General features: G+C 68.2%; 16 protein-coding genes. 8 read left to right on the top strand and 8 right to left on the bottom strand.

Translation table 11 applies throughout. From position 1 onward, the window contains the following. Nucleotides 1–75: 75 nt before the first annotated feature. From pstS to ACYVGI_RS00630, 3 genes are all read right to left on the bottom strand, one after another. Complete coding sequence (gene pstS / locus ACYVGI_RS00640) at nucleotides 76–1,170, bottom strand: phosphate ABC transporter substrate-binding protein PstS (RefSeq protein WP_460630756.1); 1,095 nt, start codon at nucleotides 1,168–1,170, stop codon at nucleotides 76–78. 182 nt (nucleotides 1,171–1,352) lie between these two features. Then, a complete protein-coding gene (locus tag ACYVGI_RS00635; protein ID WP_460630755.1) occupies nucleotides 1,353–2,225 on the bottom strand; it encodes a L,D-transpeptidase in 873 nt (290 codons plus the stop codon). A gap of 96 nt (nucleotides 2,226–2,321) precedes the next feature. Next, nucleotides 2,322–3,077, bottom strand: a complete 756-nt coding sequence (locus tag ACYVGI_RS00630; RefSeq protein ID WP_460630754.1) for a hypothetical protein — start codon at nucleotides 3,075–3,077, stop codon at nucleotides 2,322–2,324. Between the two features lie 161 nt (nucleotides 3,078–3,238). Here ACYVGI_RS00630 and ACYVGI_RS00625 point away from each other — a divergent pair, with 161 nt between their 5' ends. Next, complete coding sequence (locus ACYVGI_RS00625) at nucleotides 3,239–3,760, top strand: acyltransferase (RefSeq protein WP_460630753.1); 522 nt, start codon at nucleotides 3,239–3,241, stop codon at nucleotides 3,758–3,760. Next, on the top strand, nucleotides 3,753–4,829 hold the full coding sequence (locus ACYVGI_RS00620) for a polysaccharide pyruvyl transferase family protein (protein WP_460630752.1): 1,077 nt from the start codon (nucleotides 3,753–3,755) through the stop codon (nucleotides 4,827–4,829). Before ACYVGI_RS00625 ends, ACYVGI_RS00620 begins: the two co-directional genes overlap by 8 nt. A gap of 7 nt (nucleotides 4,830–4,836) precedes the next feature. Here the strand turns inward: ACYVGI_RS00620 and galE are convergent, their stop codons facing one another. The 3 genes from galE to ACYVGI_RS00605 all read right to left on the bottom strand — a co-directional run bounded on the left by galE (nucleotide 4,837) and on the right by ACYVGI_RS00605 (nucleotide 8,665). Beyond that, entirely contained in the window at nucleotides 4,837–5,802 is a 966-nt protein-coding gene (gene galE, locus ACYVGI_RS00615; protein ID WP_460630751.1) for a UDP-glucose 4-epimerase GalE, read from the bottom strand. Between the two features lie 66 nt (nucleotides 5,803–5,868). Continuing rightward, nucleotides 5,869–7,314, bottom strand: coding sequence for a tyrosine-protein kinase domain-containing protein (locus tag ACYVGI_RS00610; RefSeq protein ID WP_460630750.1), 1,446 nt, complete (start codon nucleotides 7,312–7,314; stop codon nucleotides 5,869–5,871). A 52-nt stretch (nucleotides 7,315–7,366) separates the two neighbouring features. Beyond that, nucleotides 7,367–8,665 (bottom strand): MATE family efflux transporter, encoded by a 1,299-nt coding sequence (locus ACYVGI_RS00605; protein ID WP_460630749.1) that lies wholly within the window; start codon nucleotides 8,663–8,665, stop codon nucleotides 7,367–7,369. A gap of 99 nt (nucleotides 8,666–8,764) precedes the next feature. Here ACYVGI_RS00605 and ACYVGI_RS00600 point away from each other — a divergent pair, with 99 nt between their 5' ends. The 6 genes from ACYVGI_RS00600 (at nucleotide 8,765) to ACYVGI_RS00575 (ending at nucleotide 14,978) form a co-directional block, all read left to right on the top strand. Continuing rightward, nucleotides 8,765–9,538, top strand: coding sequence for a WecB/TagA/CpsF family glycosyltransferase (locus tag ACYVGI_RS00600; protein ID WP_460630748.1), 774 nt, complete (start codon nucleotides 8,765–8,767; stop codon nucleotides 9,536–9,538). A 7-nt stretch (nucleotides 9,539–9,545) separates the two neighbouring features. Continuing rightward, complete coding sequence (locus ACYVGI_RS00595) at nucleotides 9,546–10,718, top strand: glycosyltransferase family 4 protein (protein WP_460630747.1); 1,173 nt, start codon at nucleotides 9,546–9,548, stop codon at nucleotides 10,716–10,718. A 128-nt stretch (nucleotides 10,719–10,846) separates the two neighbouring features. After that, a complete protein-coding gene (locus tag ACYVGI_RS00590; RefSeq protein WP_460630746.1) occupies nucleotides 10,847–11,935 on the top strand; it encodes an O-antigen ligase family protein in 1,089 nt (362 codons plus the stop codon). A gap of 87 nt (nucleotides 11,936–12,022) precedes the next feature. Further along, on the top strand, nucleotides 12,023–13,111 hold the full coding sequence (locus tag ACYVGI_RS00585) for an NAD-dependent epimerase/dehydratase family protein (protein WP_460630745.1): 1,089 nt from the start codon (nucleotides 12,023–12,025) through the stop codon (nucleotides 13,109–13,111). Beyond that, the gene (locus ACYVGI_RS00580; protein WP_460630744.1) at nucleotides 13,108–13,932 is read left to right on the top strand and encodes a glycosyltransferase family 2 protein; all 825 of its coding nucleotides are present in this window, start codon (nucleotides 13,108–13,110) and stop codon (nucleotides 13,930–13,932) included. Before ACYVGI_RS00585 ends, ACYVGI_RS00580 begins: the two co-directional genes overlap by 4 nt. Before the next feature lie 32 nt (nucleotides 13,933–13,964). After that, nucleotides 13,965–14,978 (top strand): LCP family protein, encoded by a 1,014-nt coding sequence (locus ACYVGI_RS00575; protein WP_460630743.1) that lies wholly within the window; start codon nucleotides 13,965–13,967, stop codon nucleotides 14,976–14,978. Nucleotides 14,979–15,078: 100 nt separating this feature from the next. Here the strand turns inward: ACYVGI_RS00575 and ACYVGI_RS00570 are convergent, their stop codons facing one another. Next, on the bottom strand, nucleotides 15,079–16,014 hold the full coding sequence (locus ACYVGI_RS00570) for an NUDIX hydrolase (RefSeq protein WP_460630742.1): 936 nt from the start codon (nucleotides 16,012–16,014) through the stop codon (nucleotides 15,079–15,081). Continuing rightward, the gene (locus tag ACYVGI_RS00565) at nucleotides 16,011–18,224 is read right to left on the bottom strand and encodes an RNA degradosome polyphosphate kinase (protein WP_460630741.1); all 2,214 of its coding nucleotides are present in this window, start codon (nucleotides 18,222–18,224) and stop codon (nucleotides 16,011–16,013) included. Before ACYVGI_RS00565 ends, ACYVGI_RS00570 begins: the two co-directional genes overlap by 4 nt. Between the last annotated feature and the right edge of the window lie 52 nt (nucleotides 18,225–18,276).

Raw genomic sequence — 18,276 nt, 5'->3', positions numbered from 1 at the left:
GGCTCTCACTTTCGGGTGGTGAGGATGCACCACTCGGCCTGGGCGCGGAGCCCAGGCCGAGTGATGCAGTTGTCATTACTTGATGGATGCGACAGCCTTGCTCACCTTGGAGGCGAGGTCGGAGGACAGCGGTGCGGATCCGGCCTGCTCAGCGGCTGCCTTCTGGGCGTCGCCGCTGATGATGTAGTCGACGTAGCCCTTGACGAGGTCGGCCTTGGCCGAGTCCTTGTACTCCTGGCAGGCGATCACGTAGGAGACGAGCACCAGCGGCCATGCGCCCTTGGTGGTGTCCTTGCGGTTGATCTGGATGGCCAGGTCGTTGGTTCCACGGCCGGACGCGATCGGCGACGCCGCGACGACTGCTGCTGCGCCGTCAGCGCTGAGCTTCTCGAAGTTGTCGCCGACCTTGAGCTGCGCGATGCTGAGGCCGGCCGAGCCGGACTCGTCGATGTAGGTGATCGAGTTCTTCGCGTTCTTGGTGGCGTCAGCGACACCGGAGGTGCCCTTGGCTGCGTCGCCGACCTGGAACGGGAAGGTCTGTCCTGCAGGCTTGGTCCACACGTCCGGAGCGTTCGCCGCGAGGTAGTCGGTGAAGTTCTGCGTGGTGCCGGAGTCGTCGGAGCGGTGCACGACGGTGATCGGTGCGGACGGCAGCGACGCGTCGGAGTTCAGCGCCTTGATCTTGGCGTCGTCCCAGGTGGTGATCGCGCCGGAGAAGATGCCGGCGATGGTCGCGGCGTCGAGCTTCAGGTCCTTGACGCCGTCGACGTTGTACGCGATGGCGATCGGGGAGATGTAGACGGGGAGGTCGATGCCCTTGGCACCCGCTGCGCAACCGGCGAAGGTGCTCGCGAGCTCAGCGTCCTTGAGGGCGGCGTCCGAACCGGCGAAGTCGGCTGCTCCCGAGATGAAGCTGGTGCGGCCGGCGCCGGAACCCTGCGGGTCGTAGTTGACGGTGACCTTGGGGTTGGCGGTCTGGAAGCCGGCCGCCCACACGGTCTGGGCTGCGCCCTGAGCGGAGGAGCCGATGCCGTTGAGGGTGCCGGAGAGGTTCGACGGCTTCGCCGTCGTCGTCGCCGGGGTGCTGCCCTCGTTCGACGCGCAGGCGGTCAGTGAGATGGCGACGGCGGCCAGGATGGCCAGAGGAGCGCCAACACGCTTGAGTTTCACAGTTGTCCCTTCCGGGGAATCAGTAACAACAGGACGGGGCCGGTGCGACCCGCCTGCGACGCTATTCCCGGTGTCTGTCCAGAGTCCCCCGCAGCGGTAAACGGGAGGTTAACGCGGAGTGTGCTCTTGGGGACGTGGAGCGGTGCGAGGCCTGTGCGGAGACGGGCGCCTCGGCTGTCTTCTCAGCCCGCGATCTGGATGGGCGTGCCGAGCGGCAGAGCGTCCACGGCCGTGATCGCCGCGGTGCCGAGGCGGATGCACCCGTGGGAGACGGCGCCGCTCGCGGCGTCTTGGTAGTGCATCCCGATCAGTCCGCCGTCGGATCCCGCGAACGGCTCGTCGTCGCCGGTGGCGTGCAGCGACGTCAACTGGATGCGGTGGGTGCTCTGCCCCTGCGCAGGGTCGAGATAGCGCGCCTGGAGGTAGCCGGTGACGCCGGTCGGTGTCGGGGTTTCGTCCGTGCCGACGCCGACGGGGAACGTCTCGACGATCGTTCCGTCCGCGTCTGTGACGGTCAGCGTCTGCTCGGACACCGAGACGACGACGCGCTTCGGGAGGTCGTTCAGCGGCCGCAGAAGGTGGGTGGGCATCCACCCGGCGGTCTGTGCAGGCGCCGTGGTTCCCTCCGGCACAGCAGACGGGAGCACCTGGCGGCTCGGCGTCAGCACGAGGCTCCACGCGCCGCGGGTCGCGACGGGGACGATGACGCTGGGCGTACCGAGGAAGTTCTTCGCGGGGATGCGGGCCACCGGCGTCGCGAAGTCGTCGCCGTAGACGGCGGCATCGAATCCGACGGTGTGCGCTGCGCCGAACTGTGGATGCTCGGGGCCGGCGACGAGCCCCGGGATGACGGCGTCGTACACCGCAGCGGGCAGCGCGGCGACCTCGCGGCGCGACAGCTCGGGGGCGAGCGCAGGTCCTGCGGCGGTCGCGGAGGTGCTCGGCGCCGGTGTCGGCGTCTTGGCCTGCTTCGGTTGGTCCGGCGCGCAGGCGGTCAGGCCGACCGCGAGAAGGAGGGCGGTGAGTGCGGCGATGGCGGGCGGTGTGCGTTTCACGGTGGGAACCTCTGTGGTGCGTGTGGGAATGCAGCGAGGGTGAGCCCGGAATCCGAGCTCACCCTCTGGTTCCGGACGACGTCCGGAGTTCGATGCTCAGCCGCTGACGACGGGCAGCTTCACTGCGGGCGTCACAGCCGCCGGGGCGTTGTCGACCTCTGCCGTCGGCGGAGTGTTCTCGCCGGGGGTGGATGCGGGCTCACCGGTCACGGTGACGGTGGTGGTCTCGACGTGTCCAGCGGCACCCGTGAGGGTGATGACGAGCTCTCCGGCGCTGGCCCCGATGATCCACAGCGAACCCATGACGCTGCCGCTGCGGTCCGCGGTGAGAGTGTTATTGATCTGGACGTTCTCGCCGTCGAGGGTCACCGCGACGGTGACCGTCTCGCCCGGAACGAATCCGCCGGCGATGAGCGAGACGCCCGCCTCGCGGTCGGCGAGGTCGGCGGCCGAAATGGTGGCGGAGTCGACCTCGATGCCCGCGGTGCGCAGCACCGTCAGCACGACGTGCTCCGCCTCGTTGTCGGCGTCGAAGGCGAAGACGATGACCTCGTCCGAGTCGCTCGGAAGCTCCAGCGCGTTCTCCGGGACGAAAGTGGATGCGAACGAACCGTCCGCGTCCGCCGTGACCCTTTCCGCGGCGAGCACGGCGAGGCCGTTGGCGACGGCGATGACGACCGGGGCGTCTACCGCGAATCCTGTGCCCTTCACGTCGAGGCCAGTGCCCCAGTCGCCCTCGGTGAAGGTCGTGTTCGCGACCGTGATCTCCGGTCCGGCTGCGTTGGCCGGCGTCGCGGCGAGAAGACCGGCGGCAACCACCGCGACGGCGGTCGCCACGGCACCGAAGCGCACTCGTGCAGTTGAAAGCATATTTCCCCTTGTGTTTCGTGGCCGAGTAACGGCCGTCGTCAAACATACCGGGTCTAGATTTCGTATATCAAATGACCAGCAACGGATGGGTGTGGGGCCGGACTCGGTGATAACGTATAAATTTGAAATCTGAAAGGTTGCGTATGATCCCGTTGCGCTTCAAACTCTCCCTCGCCCCTCTGATCCGGCGATTCGGTCTTCCGAAGTACCAGGCGTACATGGCCTCGGTGCTCCGCGCATCCGGTGCGACCGTCGGCGACGCCCAGTGGCTCAGCAGCCGCGCATACTATGACCCGGGGCCAGACGTACTCCTCGACATCGAAGACGGTGTCGTCGTGAGCAACGACGTGCGTCTCCTCACCCACGACTACAGCCTCGCCAACGTCGCGCGGGAGCTCGGTCACATCGGCGAGGGCGAGTCCCTGCACTTCCGTCGCCGCATCCGCTTGGAACGGAACTCGTTCATCGGGATGGCGGCGACGATCCTCCCTGGCGTCACCGTCGGAGCAGGCTCGGTCGTCGGGGCAGGGTCGGTCGTCACACGAGACGTCCCGCCGCGGTCGATCGTCGCGGGGAATCCGGCGCGCGTGATCACGGATGCAGACGACTACTACCAGCGCAGGCGGGCCGACCAGGTCCACGAGCGCCGCAACGCCGATGACTGAGGCTACGTCGCGCCGTGCTCTCATCTACCTGGGCTGGCAGGGCTTCGAGAACTTCGGCGACGACCTCCTCTACGACACGTGGCGTGCCGCGCTCGGTGACCGCTTCGCCGCCTGCGCTCCGCTCGGCAGGGACTACCTCCGTCGTGCTCCGCAGGTCATCGGCACCCGGCTGCGCGCCGTCGGCTCCGAGCGTCTGGTCCTTCTCGGCGGCGGCACGACCGTCGGTTTCGCCAACTGGGGACGGCACGCGAGCCGCGCGCTGACCGCATACGGAGCGTCGAGCCTGATCGTGGCGGGGGCCGGCATCGCCGCAGCCACGGACGAGCGCGCTCTGTCCACACAGACCCAGGACTGGGATGTGTGGGCCGCGCTGCCGAGCGTGGCGTACTTCGGTGTGCGTGGACCGATCAGTTCGGCGGAGTCCGCCTCGCACTGGCGGGATGCGCCGATGGTCGGTGACCCTGCCCTCCTGTACCCGGTGGTGCGACCGGTCGCGGTCGCGGGTGGCCCGTCGTCGCTCGGCGTCTCGATCGGGGCGGGCGGGCGCAGTTCGTTCGACCTGGACGCCGTCGCCGCCGCCGTCGACGCGTGCAGGGAGCGGGTGGCCGCCGAGCGCGTGCTCATCTTCCAACTGGCTGAAGAGGATGCTGCCGTGTGTGCGCGCCTGCGTGCGCTTCTCCGATCGCCGAGCGCGCTCGTCGAGTTCCGTGGTGATGTGCACGACACGATGCGAGCGATTGCGGGCACGCGGCTGTTCTTCTCCGAGCGGCTGCACGGCGTGGTCGCCGGGGTCGCCCTCGGTGTGCCGACGGTACCGCTGGCATACGCCTCGAAGTCCGTCGACTTCTGGAGCAGCGTCACCGACCGGCCGCTCGTCTCGGCGTCCGCGGACGCCGCGGAGCTTCTGGCCGCGGCGGAAGCGGCGCTCGACTCCATCGAGCAGCGGGCTGTCGCCTCCCGGGTCTCCGCACTCTGCGCTCACCTGAGCCGCGCGGCGGACCTCATCCGGGGCTGGCAGGACGGAGCGGTCTCCACGGCCGAGCTGGTCGCCGCCGCCAACGCCCGCTGATCCGGCGCTACACGCGTTCGGCTGGCTTCGACCAGGCCGACCGGACAATGTCGTCCAGCGTGAAGCGGGCCGTCCAGCCGAGGCGGTCGCCTGCCAGGCTGGTGTCTGCGACGATGGCGGCGGGGTCCCCCGCGCGCGGAGGGGCGATCTCGGCGACGATGGGCTGCGCCGACACGCGGCGCACGGCGTCGATGACCTCGAGGACCGAGGCGCCGGAGCCGGTGCCGATGTTCACGGTCTGCACATCCAGCCGTCCGGTGCCGAGCGCATCCAGCGCGCTGAGGTGCGCCTGCGCGAGGTCGAGCACGTGGACGTAGTCGCGGACGCAGGTGCCGTCCTCCGTGTCGTGCTCCGCGCCGAAGACCACGGGCCGGTCGCCGTTCCGCACTCGGTCGATCACGATCGGGATGAGGTTCTTCGCCACCGTGTCGCGGAGGTCCGGCCATCCGGCCCCGGCGACGTTGAAGTAGCGGAGGCTGATCGCGCGCAGCCCCCAGGCGCGCCGGGCGGCGGCGAGCATCCATTCTCCGATGAGCTTGGTCTCGCCGTACGGGTTGGCGGGCGCGCACGCGGTGCCTTCGTCGACCACCTGGTGCGGGGCATCGCCGTATACGGCCGCGGAGGAGGAGAACACGAGTTCGTCGACCTCGGTCGCGCGCAGCGCCGCGAGGAGGTTGCCGAGCCCGGCGACGTTGACGCGGTAATAGCGCTCGGGGTCGTCCATCGACTCGCCGACGTCCTTGAGCGCGGCGAGGTGGATGGCGCGGGTCACGCCCTCCGACCGGACGATGTCTCCGAGCCGCTCGGTGGCGTCGGGGGCGGCGAGGTCGAGGATGCGGAGGGGTGCGCGGGTTCGGGAGGCGATCCCGGAGGACAAGTCGTCGACGACGACGACGCGGTCGCCGCGCTCCTCCAGCAGGCGGCAGACGTGCGAGCCGATGTAGCCGGCTCCGCCGGTGACGAGAGTGGTCATCGTGTCATTGCTCCTGGGTGAATCGCTGGCGGAGGAGGGTCGAGATGGGCAGGTGCGCTCCGTCCGTCATCCGTCAGACCCGGCACGCTTGACCCGCGATCGCCGCGGCCTGCTGTGCTGCCTCTCGGCCTCGGCCTCGGCCTCGGCGTTGCCTCCGTAGTACAGGTACTCGCCGTATGCCGAGGAATCCGGGCCGGAAGTGGGGAGCATGGTCGCCACGACGCCGAGCAGGTTCGCCTTGACTCCGTCGAGCATCCGCAGGGAGGAGACCACATTGGCCTTGGTGGTCTGCCCGATGCCCGTGATGAGCAGCACGCCGGCGGCGATGGAGCTGAGCACGGCGGCGTCGGCGACAGGGAGGAGCGGAGGGGCATCGATGATCACGTAGTCGAAATCCTCGCTGAGGTGTTCGAGCATCGTGCGCATCGCCTGCGAGCCGAGCAACTCGCTCGGGTTGGGCGGAATGCGCCCGGCCGCCAGCACGGAGAGCGGTGAATCCCCCCACGGCTGGAGTACGTCGCTGATCTCCGCCCGTCCGATCAGAAGGTCGGTCAGCCCGGCTCCGCCTTCGATGCCGAGGTAGTCGGCCACGCGGGGCTTGCGCAGGTCGCCGTCGACGAGGACGACGCTGGCCCCTGTGTCGGCGAGCGCGACCGAGAGATTGGTCGCGACGTTGCTCTTGCCTTCGCCGGGGCCTGCGCTCGTGATGACCACCGTGCGCTGTCCCGCGGCGACGTTGACGAACTGAAAGCTCGTGCGCAGTCGCCGATAGCCCTCAGCGCGAATACTGTTCGGCTCGGCGTGCATCACGACGGGCAGCTTCTTCGTGTCGGGGTCGAATGCGATCCCGCCGAGGAACGGCTTGCGCGTGATCGTCTCTAGATCCTGGATGGTCCGCACCTTGGTGTCGAGCAGGGTGCGAGCGACCGCGACACCCCCTCCCAGACCGAGCCCGGCGAGCAGCCCGACCCCGAGCAGTAACGCGATGTTGGGGGAGCTGGGCTTGGTCGGCGCAGACGCAGGCTGGATGGTCCGGATGTTGACGAGCGAGACCCCGCTGCCGCTCGGCTTCTCCAACTGCTCGGCCACGACCTCGGCAAAGCTCGTGCCGACCGCATTCGCCAGCTTCGCCGCTCGCGCCGGCGACGGGTCTGTGACGGCGATGTCGATGAGCACCGTGCCGGCAGGGGATGAGGTGCTCACTTGAGCCGCGAGGTCTCCGACCGACTGCGTGAGGCCGAGCTTCGCGATGACCGGTTCGAGCACGATCGCGCTGACCACCACATCGGCGTAGGTCGTGACGGCCTGCCTCGCGAACGTCGTGCCCTGATTCAGGTCGATGCTCGCGGCCCCCTCGCCTGCCCGCACTGAGACGAAGAGACGGGTGGAGGCGGTGTACTTCGGGGTGGCAGTGGCCGCCATGACGCCACCGCCGATGACGCCGAGCAGCATCGCGGCGACGATGATCGTCCAGTTCTTGCGCAGAAGTCGTATGTAGTCGGCGAATTCCATCAGTGGGGTTTCGGGTCGGGGTTGGTGAACATGGACCATATCACATTGATATTCATGATTGGAAGGCTTGTCTCTGGGGTGTGCTGGTGCTGTTCGGCGAGCCTGTCGGAGCGACGAAGCTGCGTGCGACCGGTCGCCAGCGGAGCACCGTGTGCGCAGCCGGGATCAGCACGAGGGGGAGTGACCCGATCAGGAGAGCGGTAGACAGTTCGGCCCTGGCCGCGATGGTCAGGGTTGCGAACGCAGCGAGCGACAGCGTCAGTGTGAACAACCGGACGATGGTCAGCTCCGAGTTCGGTCGGCGGTAGCGCATGAACGACGAGAAGATCGACGATGACCACAGGGCCGAGACGAGGACGCTTCCGGCGAACGCGTACGGCAGCGCGGTCTCGACGACCGGCAGCTCGACAATTGTGACGAGGATCGACGCCAGGATGCTGGCGACGAGGCCGTACGCGGCGCCCGACCCGAGCCCGACAGCGACGAAGAGCCCTGGCTGACCGAGCGTTGCGAGCTTGGTGTCCTCCTCGGGCGATTCGCCGCGCGCCTTCGCCGCCTGTCGCAGGCTGCGGATGGCTAGTGGCGAGAGGCTGTTCTGCACGGCCTGGAGCGGACCGACCAGGAGGGCGAGACACGTGCGGAACGCTCCGGCCTGGGCAAGTGACGATGCCGCGCCGATGACGATCACGAATGAGCCGAGAATGGATGCGAGAAGCACGCCGTCGATGGCCAGGAATGGCATGTCCTTTCGGTACTCGGTCGTGAACGTCCTGACGGTCCACCTGCTGGCGGGCCGTCGGCCGAGAGAGAGTGTGACCGCGCCGAGCGCGTATGACGCGACCATGGCCGCTGGGAGGGCCGCAGAGGGAGCGATGCCGGGAAGGAAGCTCACAGCGCATCCCGTGGCGAGGGCTGCGAGCACAACGGCGTCGCTCGCCACGATTCGCCCGAATCGGCCCGCTGCCAGTTCGACCGCGCGGGCGCAGTCGTAGAGCGTGTACGACACGATCGAGACACCGAGGATCGCTCCCGTGACGACGCTGTCGATCATCACCCCGGTCGCGGCGATGACGAGCATCGCGGGGAGGGCGACGATCACGCCGACGATCGTCGAGGCGCGCTTCGCGCCCCTGGCCTGTTCCTCGTCCCCGGAGAGGAACACCAGGACGGGCATAGAGCTGAATCCACGCACCAGTGCCATTGCGATGAAGAACACCGACAGGAGGAGCGCGAACCGGCCCCAGTCGTCCGGATGCAGGGTCGCACTTCCTGCGACGGTGACGCTGAGCTGTGCCAACGTGAACAGGATCTGCGCTGCGAGCGGGAGCGCCGCCCGCTTCAGCGCGCGCATGGATGTATCTTTCTCGGGTTGATGAATTGTGGTTGAGTAGTCATATTTATTGGCATATTATGACAGCCTGCCCCGAAACTGCTCAACCCGAGGAAACCGATGTCCTTCGAAACGTTGCCGCGCACCACGATCGCCGGCCTGCCCATCTGCGTCGCCACCAGGGCGGAGGCGGGACGAATCATCGCCGCGGTGGCGCAATCCGGCCAGGGCGGCGACGTACACCTGGTCAACTCCTACGTCGTGGCGCTCGCACACCAGGATCCCGAGTACCACCGGCTGCTGAGCTCCGGAGCGGCGATCTTCCCCGACGGCAAGCCGCTGACCTGGGTCTCGAAGGTCCTGCCCGGCAAGAACCTGTCCCAGGTGCGCGGTCCGTCGCTCTTCCCGGAGATGATGGACACCGGGCGCACCATCGGCCTCCGCCACTATCTGCTCGGCAACACGGATGAGGTGCTCGCCACGCTCACCGCCGAGCTGGAGCGCCGCTATCCCGGCGTGCAGATCGTCGGGAGCCACAAGTCGTACTTCCGTCCGCCCAGCCCCGAAGAGCTGGCGGCGCAGGATGCTGACATCCTCGCCACGGCGCCGGACATCGTCTGGGTCGGGCTCGGCACCCCTCTGCAGAACGCGGAGATGCGACGGATCGCCCGCGACCTCGGCAAGGTCGCGATCGGCGTCGGGATCGCGTTCGACTTCGTCGCGGGAACGAAGCCGGTCGCGCCGCACATCATGAGCACGCTCGGCATCGAGTGGCTGTTCCGTCTCGCGTCCGAGCCGCGGAGGCTCTGGAAGCGTTACCTGATCGGCAACGCGGTGTTCTGCTGGGCGGCCCTCGGTTCTCGCCGCTATCGCGCGACGCAGCCGAGCCGGTGAGCGCGGCATGAGCGATCGACAGCGCGTCACCGATCGCGCACCCGTGCGCGTGGCCGTCATCAGTCAGGTGCCGCCTCCCGTGCACGGCGCCACCCTGATGACCGAGCGACTCCTGGTCTCGCTCGCTGAGATGGGACATCCCGTCAGACTGATCGATAGGCGATTCAGCCGTTCGGTCGCGGAGATCGGAGCCCGGTCGGCGCGCAAGCTGTTCGCGGTCATCGGCCTCGTGCTGCGCACCGTCCGCACCGTGCTCTGCTGGCGCCCGCACGCCACCGTGTTCTTCGCGACCACGAGGCCGGGTTCCTTCGTCGTCGACTGGGCGCTCTCCGAGGTGCTGCGCCTCTCCCGCGGGCGTGTGATCCTCTACTTGCACTCCGTCGGTTTCGCCGATCTCGAAGCGCGCGGCGGGGCGTGGCGCTGGATGGTGGCGCGCCTGTTCTCCTCTCCGCGCATCGAGGTGGTCTGCCTCGGAGCATCCCTCACCTCGGACGTGCCCGCGCGCGTCCCGCGGGACCGCATCGTCCTCATCCCGAACACGCCGGTCGACCTTCCCACCGCGCTTCCCGGCGAGAGCGGCGCTCGGGAAGCGACGAACCGGACGGGGTCCGCAGAGCTGCCGCCCGAGACCAGCGTGCTCTATCTGTCCAACTTCATCGCGGGCAAGGGCGCCGACGTGTTCGCTCGCATCGTCGGGATGCTGCACCGCGAGCTGCCGTCCACGGCGTTCCTCATGGCGGGAAATGCGGGCGATCCCGCCATGGCGGCGACGGTGACCGCCGAACTCGACGCCCAGGATGCGCGGTCGAGGGTCGAGTTACTCGGCTCCGTCTCCGGTGCTGCCAAGTGGGGAGCCATCGGCTCGGCAACGTGCCTCGCGTTCACGTCGGAGCTGTGGGAGGCTCAGCCCCTGACGATCATCGAAGCGCTCGCTTGCGGCGTTCCCATCGTGGCATTCCGGGCGGGCGGGATGCGTGACCTGATCGTCGACGGAGAGAACGGCTTCCTAGTCGAGCCGGGCGATATCGGGGCCTTCGCGGAGCGTGTAGCGACGCTCTGTTCCGATCCGGCCACGCGACAGCGGATGGCGGAAGCCGCCCGAGCGTCGTTCCTCGAACGGTATTCCGCACTGGCATTCGCGACGGCGTGGGAAGCGTGTCTCGCAGGGGGAGCGCGCTGAGCAGCCGTGGAGGGGACTGGTCGCCGTCGTTCGTAGATCGTCGGCTGTTCCGGCGCGAAACGCGTGGCAGCAGACAGCGGGCGCAGGCGATCGTCGTCGTGGCGGCTGGCTTCTTGCTCGTGGTCGACGTGCCCATCACAATCCGGTTCGGGGCGTTCAGCCTGGGCGCGGCTCTCACCATCGTGGTCGCCGGCGTGCTCCTCGCCCTGTCGCCGCTGATCCTGCGCACGGGCGACCCTCGGGTCATGCCTCTGCCGCTCGTGCTGTTCTTCGCGTACTGCGTCGTCCGTGTTGCGATGTCGCCCTCGATCGACGGTGTGCAGAACGTCGCCGTACTGCTCATGTTCGGGCTCGGAGCCTCGTTCGCTGCGCGTCGTTCCACGGTCGAGAGCGCGGGACTGGGGGTGAGCATCCTGGCGACCTGTGGCATCGTCATCAGCCTGGTCGCCCTGTTCCAAGCGGGGACGGGGATCGTCGTCTTCGGGACGCGGTCCTTCGCCCTTGCAGCGCTCGTCGCCGTCGCCGCGGCGATCGCCGTTCCGTCAGGCCGCATCCTCGCGCGCATCGCACCGCTGCTGATCGTCGGCGCCATCGTCGCGAGCCTCTCCAGAACAGCGTCCATCATCGGCGTCCTCCTTCTCGCCGGGCTGGTGGTGCGCTTGCCGCGAGGGAGGAGGCTCGTGCTCGCTCTCTGCGGTCTCGCGGCGTCCGCGGCGGGCGCCTGGGTGTTGATCACCACGTTCCCTCCGCTCCGCGATCGCTTCCTCGGCGGGGACAACGCGGCGGAGTTCGGCGGGCTGTCGATCAACACGTCCGGCCGGTCCGCCCTCTGGGACGCGCTGTGGGACAGCGCCATCACGAGCCCCGGGTTCGGCCAGGGTCCGGGTAGCGCCGCTGCACTGGTGAAGTCGCGCTTCTACCCGATCCTGCTTCCGCACAACGAGTATCTCCGGCTGTTCCACGACTTCGGCATCGTCGGCCTCGCGCTTTTCGCGCTCGGCTGCACTGTGCTCATCGTGCGCATCTCGGTCCGCGCGGCGCGCACCGATCACCCCATCCACTGGGCAGCCCTGTTCGGTGTGCTCGCGGCGCTCGCCGCCGCTGCGACGGACAACGTCTTCCTGTACCCGTTCGTCATGGTTCCGCTGGCCGCCCTCATCGGGCTCTCCCTGGGGCTCCCGGCGACGGAGCGCGAGCGCATACGCAGAAATAAGTGAGGAATTTCACACCTTAGACCTTTATGGTCTGTGGTGAGATGTGGCGTACGGCCCATCGAAATCCGCACTCTTCCCGAAGGATCAACTATGAACGCGCCTCGTACCGTGCTCGTCACCGGCGGTGCCGGCTTCATCGGCGTCGCACTCGCCCGCCGCTTCTCCGAGACCGCTGCCCGCTGGGTGGTGGTGGACTCGCTCCACCCGCAGGTGCACGCGTCAGGCCAGCGCCCCGCAGAGCTGGCCGCCGCCGCGGAGCTCATCGTCGGCGACGTCACCGACGCGAGTGTCTGGGACGCCGTGCTGGCCGATGTACAGCCGGACGTCGTCATCCACCTCGCCGCGGAGACCGGCACGGCGCAGTCGCTCGACGAGGCGAGCAGGCACGCCGAGGCGAACGTCGTCGGCACCACCAGGATGCTCGACGCGTTCACCCGCCACGGCATCGTGCCGTCGCACATCGTGCTGAGCAGCAGCAGAGCGGTCTACGGCGAGGGCCGGTGGGTCGAAACGGCCTCGGGTGTCGCGTCATACCCCGGCCAGCGCACGCACGCGCAGCTCGAATCGGGGGAGTGGGACTTCGCAGGCGCGGCGGCCGTGCCGTCTTCGGCGGCGTCGACGGTCCCGCATCCCACCAGCGTCTACGGCGCGACGAAGCTGGCGCAGGAGAACGTGCTCGGCGCCTGGTGCGGCTCGCGTGACACAGCGCTCACCGTGCTCCGCCTGCAGAACGTCTACGGCCCAGGCCAGTCGCTGATCAACTCGTACACGGGCATCGTCTCCCTCTTCTCCCAGCTCGCCAGGGACGGCAAGAGCATCCCGATCTACGAGGACGGACTGATCACCCGCGACTTCGTCTTCATCGAGGACGTCGCGACGGCGTTCGAGGCCGCCGTCGCAGCGGGCGGCGCGGTGGGGCGGCGCACGCTCGACGTGGGTACGGGTCACGGGGCGACGATCCAGGAGCTCGCCTCGGAGATCGCCGCGTACCATGACGCGCCGGCACCCCACATCTGCGGCGCGTATCGCGACGGCGATGTCCGCTTTGCGGGATGCACGATCGACGAGACCCGTCGCACGCTCGGCTGGTCTCCCGCGTTCTCCCTGACCGAGGGCATCGCCGAACTGCAGACCTGGATCGACGGCGAGCTCGGCGTGCGGGAGCTGGCCTCGGCATGACCACTCCGCGATTCACCGTGATCACCGCCGCGTTCAACGCGGAGGAGACGATCGCAGAGTCCGTGGCGTCGAATCTCGACCAGGAGTTCGAGGGCTGGTTCGAGGTGATCGTCGTCGACGACGGCTCGACCGACCGCACGTCGGAGCGACTGTCCGAGATCAAGGATGCGCGGCTCACCGTGATCACGCTCGACGCCAATCGCGGGCGGGCGGCCGCGCGAAACGAGGCTGTCGCGCGTGCCAGGGGCGACTACATCGTCCCCTGTGACGCCGACGATCGATCCCGGCAGGGGCGGCTGTTCGCCCACGCGGCCTCCATCGCCCGGACGCCCGGCGCTGCTGCCCACTTCGGGAACATCTGGGCACTCAGTCCGTCGGGCGACGGGAGGCACTGGCCGGTGATGCCGGGGAAGACCGACGACGTCGACACGGCGTTCGACCGCGGGCGGATGGGCGTGGCGCACGGCGCGAGCGCGTTCCGTGTCGACTGGTTCCTGGCTGCGGGCGGCTACGACCCCACGATCAGGGTGGCCGAGGACTTCGACCTCTTCGCCCGCGGATGGTCGGCCGGGGCCTTCGTGCCGCATCCGGAGTTCGTCCTGGACTGCGCCGTGCGCAGCCGGTTCCCGCGCTGGGGCTACTGGTGGGACAACGAGCGCCACAGGCGCGCGATCGCCGCCCGCGCCGCGCACGTCCAGACGACGCCGTCGCGGATCGACGCCATCGGCCCGTATCTCGCCACCACCTCCACCCGCGCACGCAAGGCGCTCGAGCTGGGCAGATACGGCGCCCACCTCGCCAACGATCTGGTCCGCGGCTGAGCCGCGACCGCACTCTCGAAAGGAAACACCTCATGGGCAGACGCTCAGCCACTCGGCGACGGCGCAAGCTCTCGCGAGGCGCGCGCATCGCACTGTGGATCGGCGGCGGATTCGCCGGGCTCCTCGGTGCGCTCGCCATCGCGGTCCTCATCTTCGTGATGAGTCTCTCCAACGCCATCAGCTCCAACATCACCACGCTCTCGTCGGCTGAGGCGTTCCCGAAGGAGTCGACCAGGCCGGCCGCGACGGAGGATGGGAGCCGCACGATCCTGTTCCTCGGTTCTGACGCCAGGGGTTCGGTCTCCGCCGTCGCCGACGACGATCCGGACAACCAGCGCTCCGACGTGATGATGGTCGTCCGCATCGACGGGGACAGGAAGAACGTCGAGGTCATGTCCGTGCTCCGCGACAGTTGGATCGAGATCCCCGGCCACGGCAGGGCCAAGGCCAATGCCGCGTACTCATGGGGCGGCGCGCCGCTGGCGGTCGCGACGGTCGAGAACCTGTTCGGCGTTCGCATCGACCATGTGGCGCTGATCGGTTTCGACGGCTTCTCCGACATGACGAACGCGCTCGGCGGGATCACGGTGAACAACGCCGTGCCATTCACCAGGGAGGGCTTCGATTATGTCGCCGGCCCGAATCACCTCAACGGATCGCAAGCCCTCGGGTTCGTGCGCGAGCGGTACTCGTTCACCGACGGCGACTATCAGCGTGCGCGCAATCAGCAGGAGTTCCTGCGCTCGATCTCGAACCAGGCGATCAGTTCCAACACGCTCACGAACCCGGAGCGGATCTTCGCATTCACGACGGCGGTCAGCAAGCACCTAGCGGTGGACGAGTCGTTCACTCCGCAGGCGATGTTCGAACTCGGCGCGAGCCTGCGCGATATCCGCCCGGCGAACATCCACTTCTTCACGCTGCCGACGGTCGGGACCGGGATGGAAGGCGACCAGTCCGTCGTCTACATCGACGAGGGCGCCCTGCCGTCGATCCGGGATGCGCTCCGCGACGACACCCTGAACGAGTGGGTCGCCAACCACTGAGCGCCAGTCACTGAGCGCCACCCGCTGAGCGCCAGCCGCTGAGCGCCAGCCGCTGAGCGCCAGCCGATGACCGCTTCGCGCCGTCAGACGTACGCGCCCGTCACGCGACGGGCGCGTACGTCTCGATGGAGATGATTCCGGATGCGGGGTTGCTGGCGGACAGATGCACGATCGAGAAACCGCCGGTGTCGAGGTCGGCGGCATCGTTGAGGTAGGCGCCGGGCATCGTGCCGGTTGCGAGGGCGATTTCGCGCATGATCTCCGGGAGCACGGGGCCGTGGCTGCACAGCACGGCGGTCTTGCGGGAGCGCACCCGTTTGCCGATGACGTCGCGCACCTCTGCCCGGCCGTCCTCGTAGGCGTCCTGGCTGATGCCGGGCTCGCGGCGCGGCTTGATGCCGGTGGAGGCGGCGAGCGGCGCGACCGTCGCGACGCAGCGGACGGCGTCGCTCGTCACGATGCGCTTCGGACGCCAGGCCGAGATGGTCGGGACGTCGGAGCAGGCCTGCTTGACCCCGCGATCGGTGAGCGGACGCGAGGCGTCAGAGCCGTCCCAGTCGCCTCGCGGCGCCGCCTTGCCGTGCCGGAGGGCGATCAGAGCGAATGTCGACGTGACTCCCTGCCGCACCAGCTTCTCGAACTCGTCGAGGATCTCGACGTCGCGCTCGTAGGTGAGGTACCCGCGCGCCTTCTTGAGTGTGACCCACTCGATGGCGGCGATCTCCGAATTGGGGACGAAGGTGGACTGCGCGATGGCCTTGTCTCTGACCTCGGCCGCCCAGTAGTGCACGATCTTCTCGCGGCCGCTGGCGATCGGGTATGTCGAGACGCCGAGCGGCACGCCGAGCGCGACGCGCAGCCCCGTCTCCTCCTCGATCTCCCGCACCGCGGTCTGCGGCAGGGTCTCGCCGGGATCCACCTTGCCCTTGGGGATGGTGACGTCGCCGTACTTGGCTCGGTGGACGACGAGCATCACGATCTTCTCGTCCACGACGCGCCAGCAGAGGGCGCCCGCGGCGAAAATGGCCGCGCTCACCGCCTCGAGCCCGTGCGGGTGGAACGTGGACGATGGCTGATCTGCTGCATGAGCTTATTCTGCAGGTCGTCGAGGGGCTGGCCTGCGTCGTCGAGGTTGTGGCGGGTCCAGGTGCCGCTCTCGTCGAGCGCCCACGCCGAGGTGCGGTCGTCGAACGCACGGTTGAACAACGCATCCAGTTCGGAGAGGTGCGCAGGGTCGGTGAGACGCACCAGCGCTTCGACACGACGGTCGAGGTTGCGGTGCATCATGTCGGCGCTGCCGATGTAGACCTGCGGGTCGCCATCGTTCACGAAGGAGAAGATGCGCGAGTGCTCCAGGTAGCGGCCGAGGATCGAGCGCACCCGGATGTTCGACGACAGACCCTCCTGGCCGGGCCGGAGCCCGCAGATGCCTCGAACCCACAGGTCGACGGGAACGCCGGCCTCGCTCGCGCGGTACAGCGCGTCGATGATCGCCTCGTCCACGATGGAGTTCAGCTTGATCCGGATCCCGGACGGCTTTCCGGCCGCAGCGTTCGCCGTCTCGATCTGGATGCGCTTGAGCAGCCCCTTCCGCAGGTGAAGCGGGGCGACCAGCAGGCGCTTGAACTTCTTCTCGATCGCGTAGCCGGACAGCTCGTTGAACAGCCTGGTGAGGTCTTTGCCCACCTGGTCGTCGGCGGTCAGCAGTCCCAGGTCTTCGTAGATGCGCGAGGTCTTGGGGTTGTAGTTGCCCGTGCCGATGTGGCTGTAGTGCTTGAGGATGCCCTTCTCCTCGCGGATGACGAGCGCGAGCTTGCAGTGCGTCTTGAGCCCGACGAGACCGTAGACGACGTGGACGCCGGCCTTCTCGAGCTTGCGGGCCCAGGAGATGTTGTTCTGCTCGTCGAAGCGCGCTTTGATCTCGACCAGGGCGAGCACCTGCTTGCCGGACTCCGCCGCGTCGATCAGGGCCTCGACGATGGGGCTGTCACCCGAGGTGCGGTACAGCGTCTGCTTGATCGCGAGCACGTGCGGGTCGGCAGCGGCCTGCTCGAGGAACGCCTGCACGCTCGTGGCGAAGGATTCGTATGGGTGGTGCAGCAGGATGTCCTGCCTGGCGATGGCGGAGAAGATGTCCGGCTTCGCGTTCGGCTCGCTCGGCATGAGCTGAGCCGCGGTGGTCGGTACGTGGTTGGGGTAGTGCAGATCCGGCCTGTCGATCTTGGCGAGCACGAACAGGCCACCGAGATCGAGCGGCGACGGGAGGCGGTAGACCTCCTGCTCTGTCACGTCGAGTTCGCGCACGAGCAGGCCCAGCGTGACCTGGTCCATGTCCTCGGTCACCTCGAGCCGGATCGGCGGACCGAAACGGCGGCGGAGCAGTTCGCGCTCCAGCGCCTGGATGAGGTTCTCCGTCTCGTCTTCGTCGACCTCGACGTCTTCGTTGCGGGTGACGCGGAAGACGTGGTGGTCGAGGATCTCCATGCCGGGGAAGAGGTCGCCCAGGTGGTTGGCGATGAGGTCTTCGAGCGCGATGAAGCGCATCTGGTCGACCGTCTCGCGCTGGTCGATGCGTACGAAACGCGGCAGCATCTGCGGCACCTTGAGGCGGGCGAACTGCTCCTTGCCGGTGCGGGAGTTGCGTACCCGAACCGAAAGGTTGAGCGACAGCCCGGAGATGTACGGGAACGGGTGGGCGGGGTCGACGGCCAGCGGCATCAGCACGGGGAAGATCTGCTGCGAGAAGATCTCGCGCATCTGCGCCTTGTCGGCGTCGTCGAGCTCGTCCCACTTGGCGACGGTGATCCCGGCCTCTTCGAGCGCGGGGAGGACCTGGTCGCGGTAGACGGCGGCGTGCCGCGACTGCAGTTCGTGCGCCTTCTCCGAGATGTCGGCGAGTACGTCCACCGGCGCCCGGCCGACGTTGGTCGGCACGGCGAGCCCGGTCGCGATGCGGCGCTTCAGGCCGGCCACGCGCACCATGAAGAACTCGTCGAGGTTCGTGGCGAAGATGGCGAGGAAGTTCGCGCGCTCCAGAACGGGCAGCGTCGGGTCTTCCGCCAGTTCGAGCACGCGCTGGTTGAACGCCAGCCAGCTCAGTTCCCTGTCGAGATACCGGTCCTCCGGCAGGTCGGGATCCGGCTCGTAGACGAACGGGGTGAAGTCGTCGTCGAAGTCGCTGCCGAAGCTGCCGCTCAGCCCGCTGTCCAAAAGGCCGTTCTCCAGTGTGGTGCGCTCGCCGTCCATCCCAACATCATTGCACCGTGTGCACAGCGGCGGCACCGCAGCAGGTTAACTG

Source organism: Leifsonia lichenia (assembly GCF_054780215.1).
Note: the sequence above shows the minus strand (reverse complement) of the source record. Positions and strands in the feature narration are given on the sequence as shown.

Excerpts from the sequence above, each read along its gene's own strand:
- ACYVGI_RS00600 (WP_460630748.1), top strand. The coding sequence starts at position 8,765 with ATGTCCTTCGAAACGTTGCCGCGCACCACGATCGCCGGCCTGCCCATC.
- galE (WP_460630751.1), bottom strand. The coding sequence starts at position 5,802 with ATGACCACTCTCGTCACCGGCGGAGCCGGCTACATCGGCTCGCACGTC.
- ACYVGI_RS00595 (WP_460630747.1), top strand. The coding sequence starts at position 9,546 with ATGAGCGATCGACAGCGCGTCACCGATCGCGCACCCGTGCGCGTGGCC.
- ACYVGI_RS00585 (WP_460630745.1), top strand. The coding sequence starts at position 12,023 with ATGAACGCGCCTCGTACCGTGCTCGTCACCGGCGGTGCCGGCTTCATC.
- ACYVGI_RS00605 (WP_460630749.1), bottom strand. The coding sequence starts at position 8,665 with ATGCGCGCGCTGAAGCGGGCGGCGCTCCCGCTCGCAGCGCAGATCCTG.
- ACYVGI_RS00565 (WP_460630741.1), bottom strand. The coding sequence starts at position 18,224 with ATGGACGGCGAGCGCACCACACTGGAGAACGGCCTTTTGGACAGCGGG.
- ACYVGI_RS00580 (WP_460630744.1), top strand. The coding sequence starts at position 13,108 with ATGACCACTCCGCGATTCACCGTGATCACCGCCGCGTTCAACGCGGAG.
- ACYVGI_RS00610 (WP_460630750.1), bottom strand. The coding sequence starts at position 7,314 with ATGGAATTCGCCGACTACATACGACTTCTGCGCAAGAACTGGACGATC.
- ACYVGI_RS00620 (WP_460630752.1), top strand. The coding sequence starts at position 3,753 with ATGACTGAGGCTACGTCGCGCCGTGCTCTCATCTACCTGGGCTGGCAG.
- ACYVGI_RS00625 (WP_460630753.1), top strand. The coding sequence starts at position 3,239 with ATGATCCCGTTGCGCTTCAAACTCTCCCTCGCCCCTCTGATCCGGCGA.
- ACYVGI_RS00575 (WP_460630743.1), top strand. The coding sequence starts at position 13,965 with ATGGGCAGACGCTCAGCCACTCGGCGACGGCGCAAGCTCTCGCGAGGC.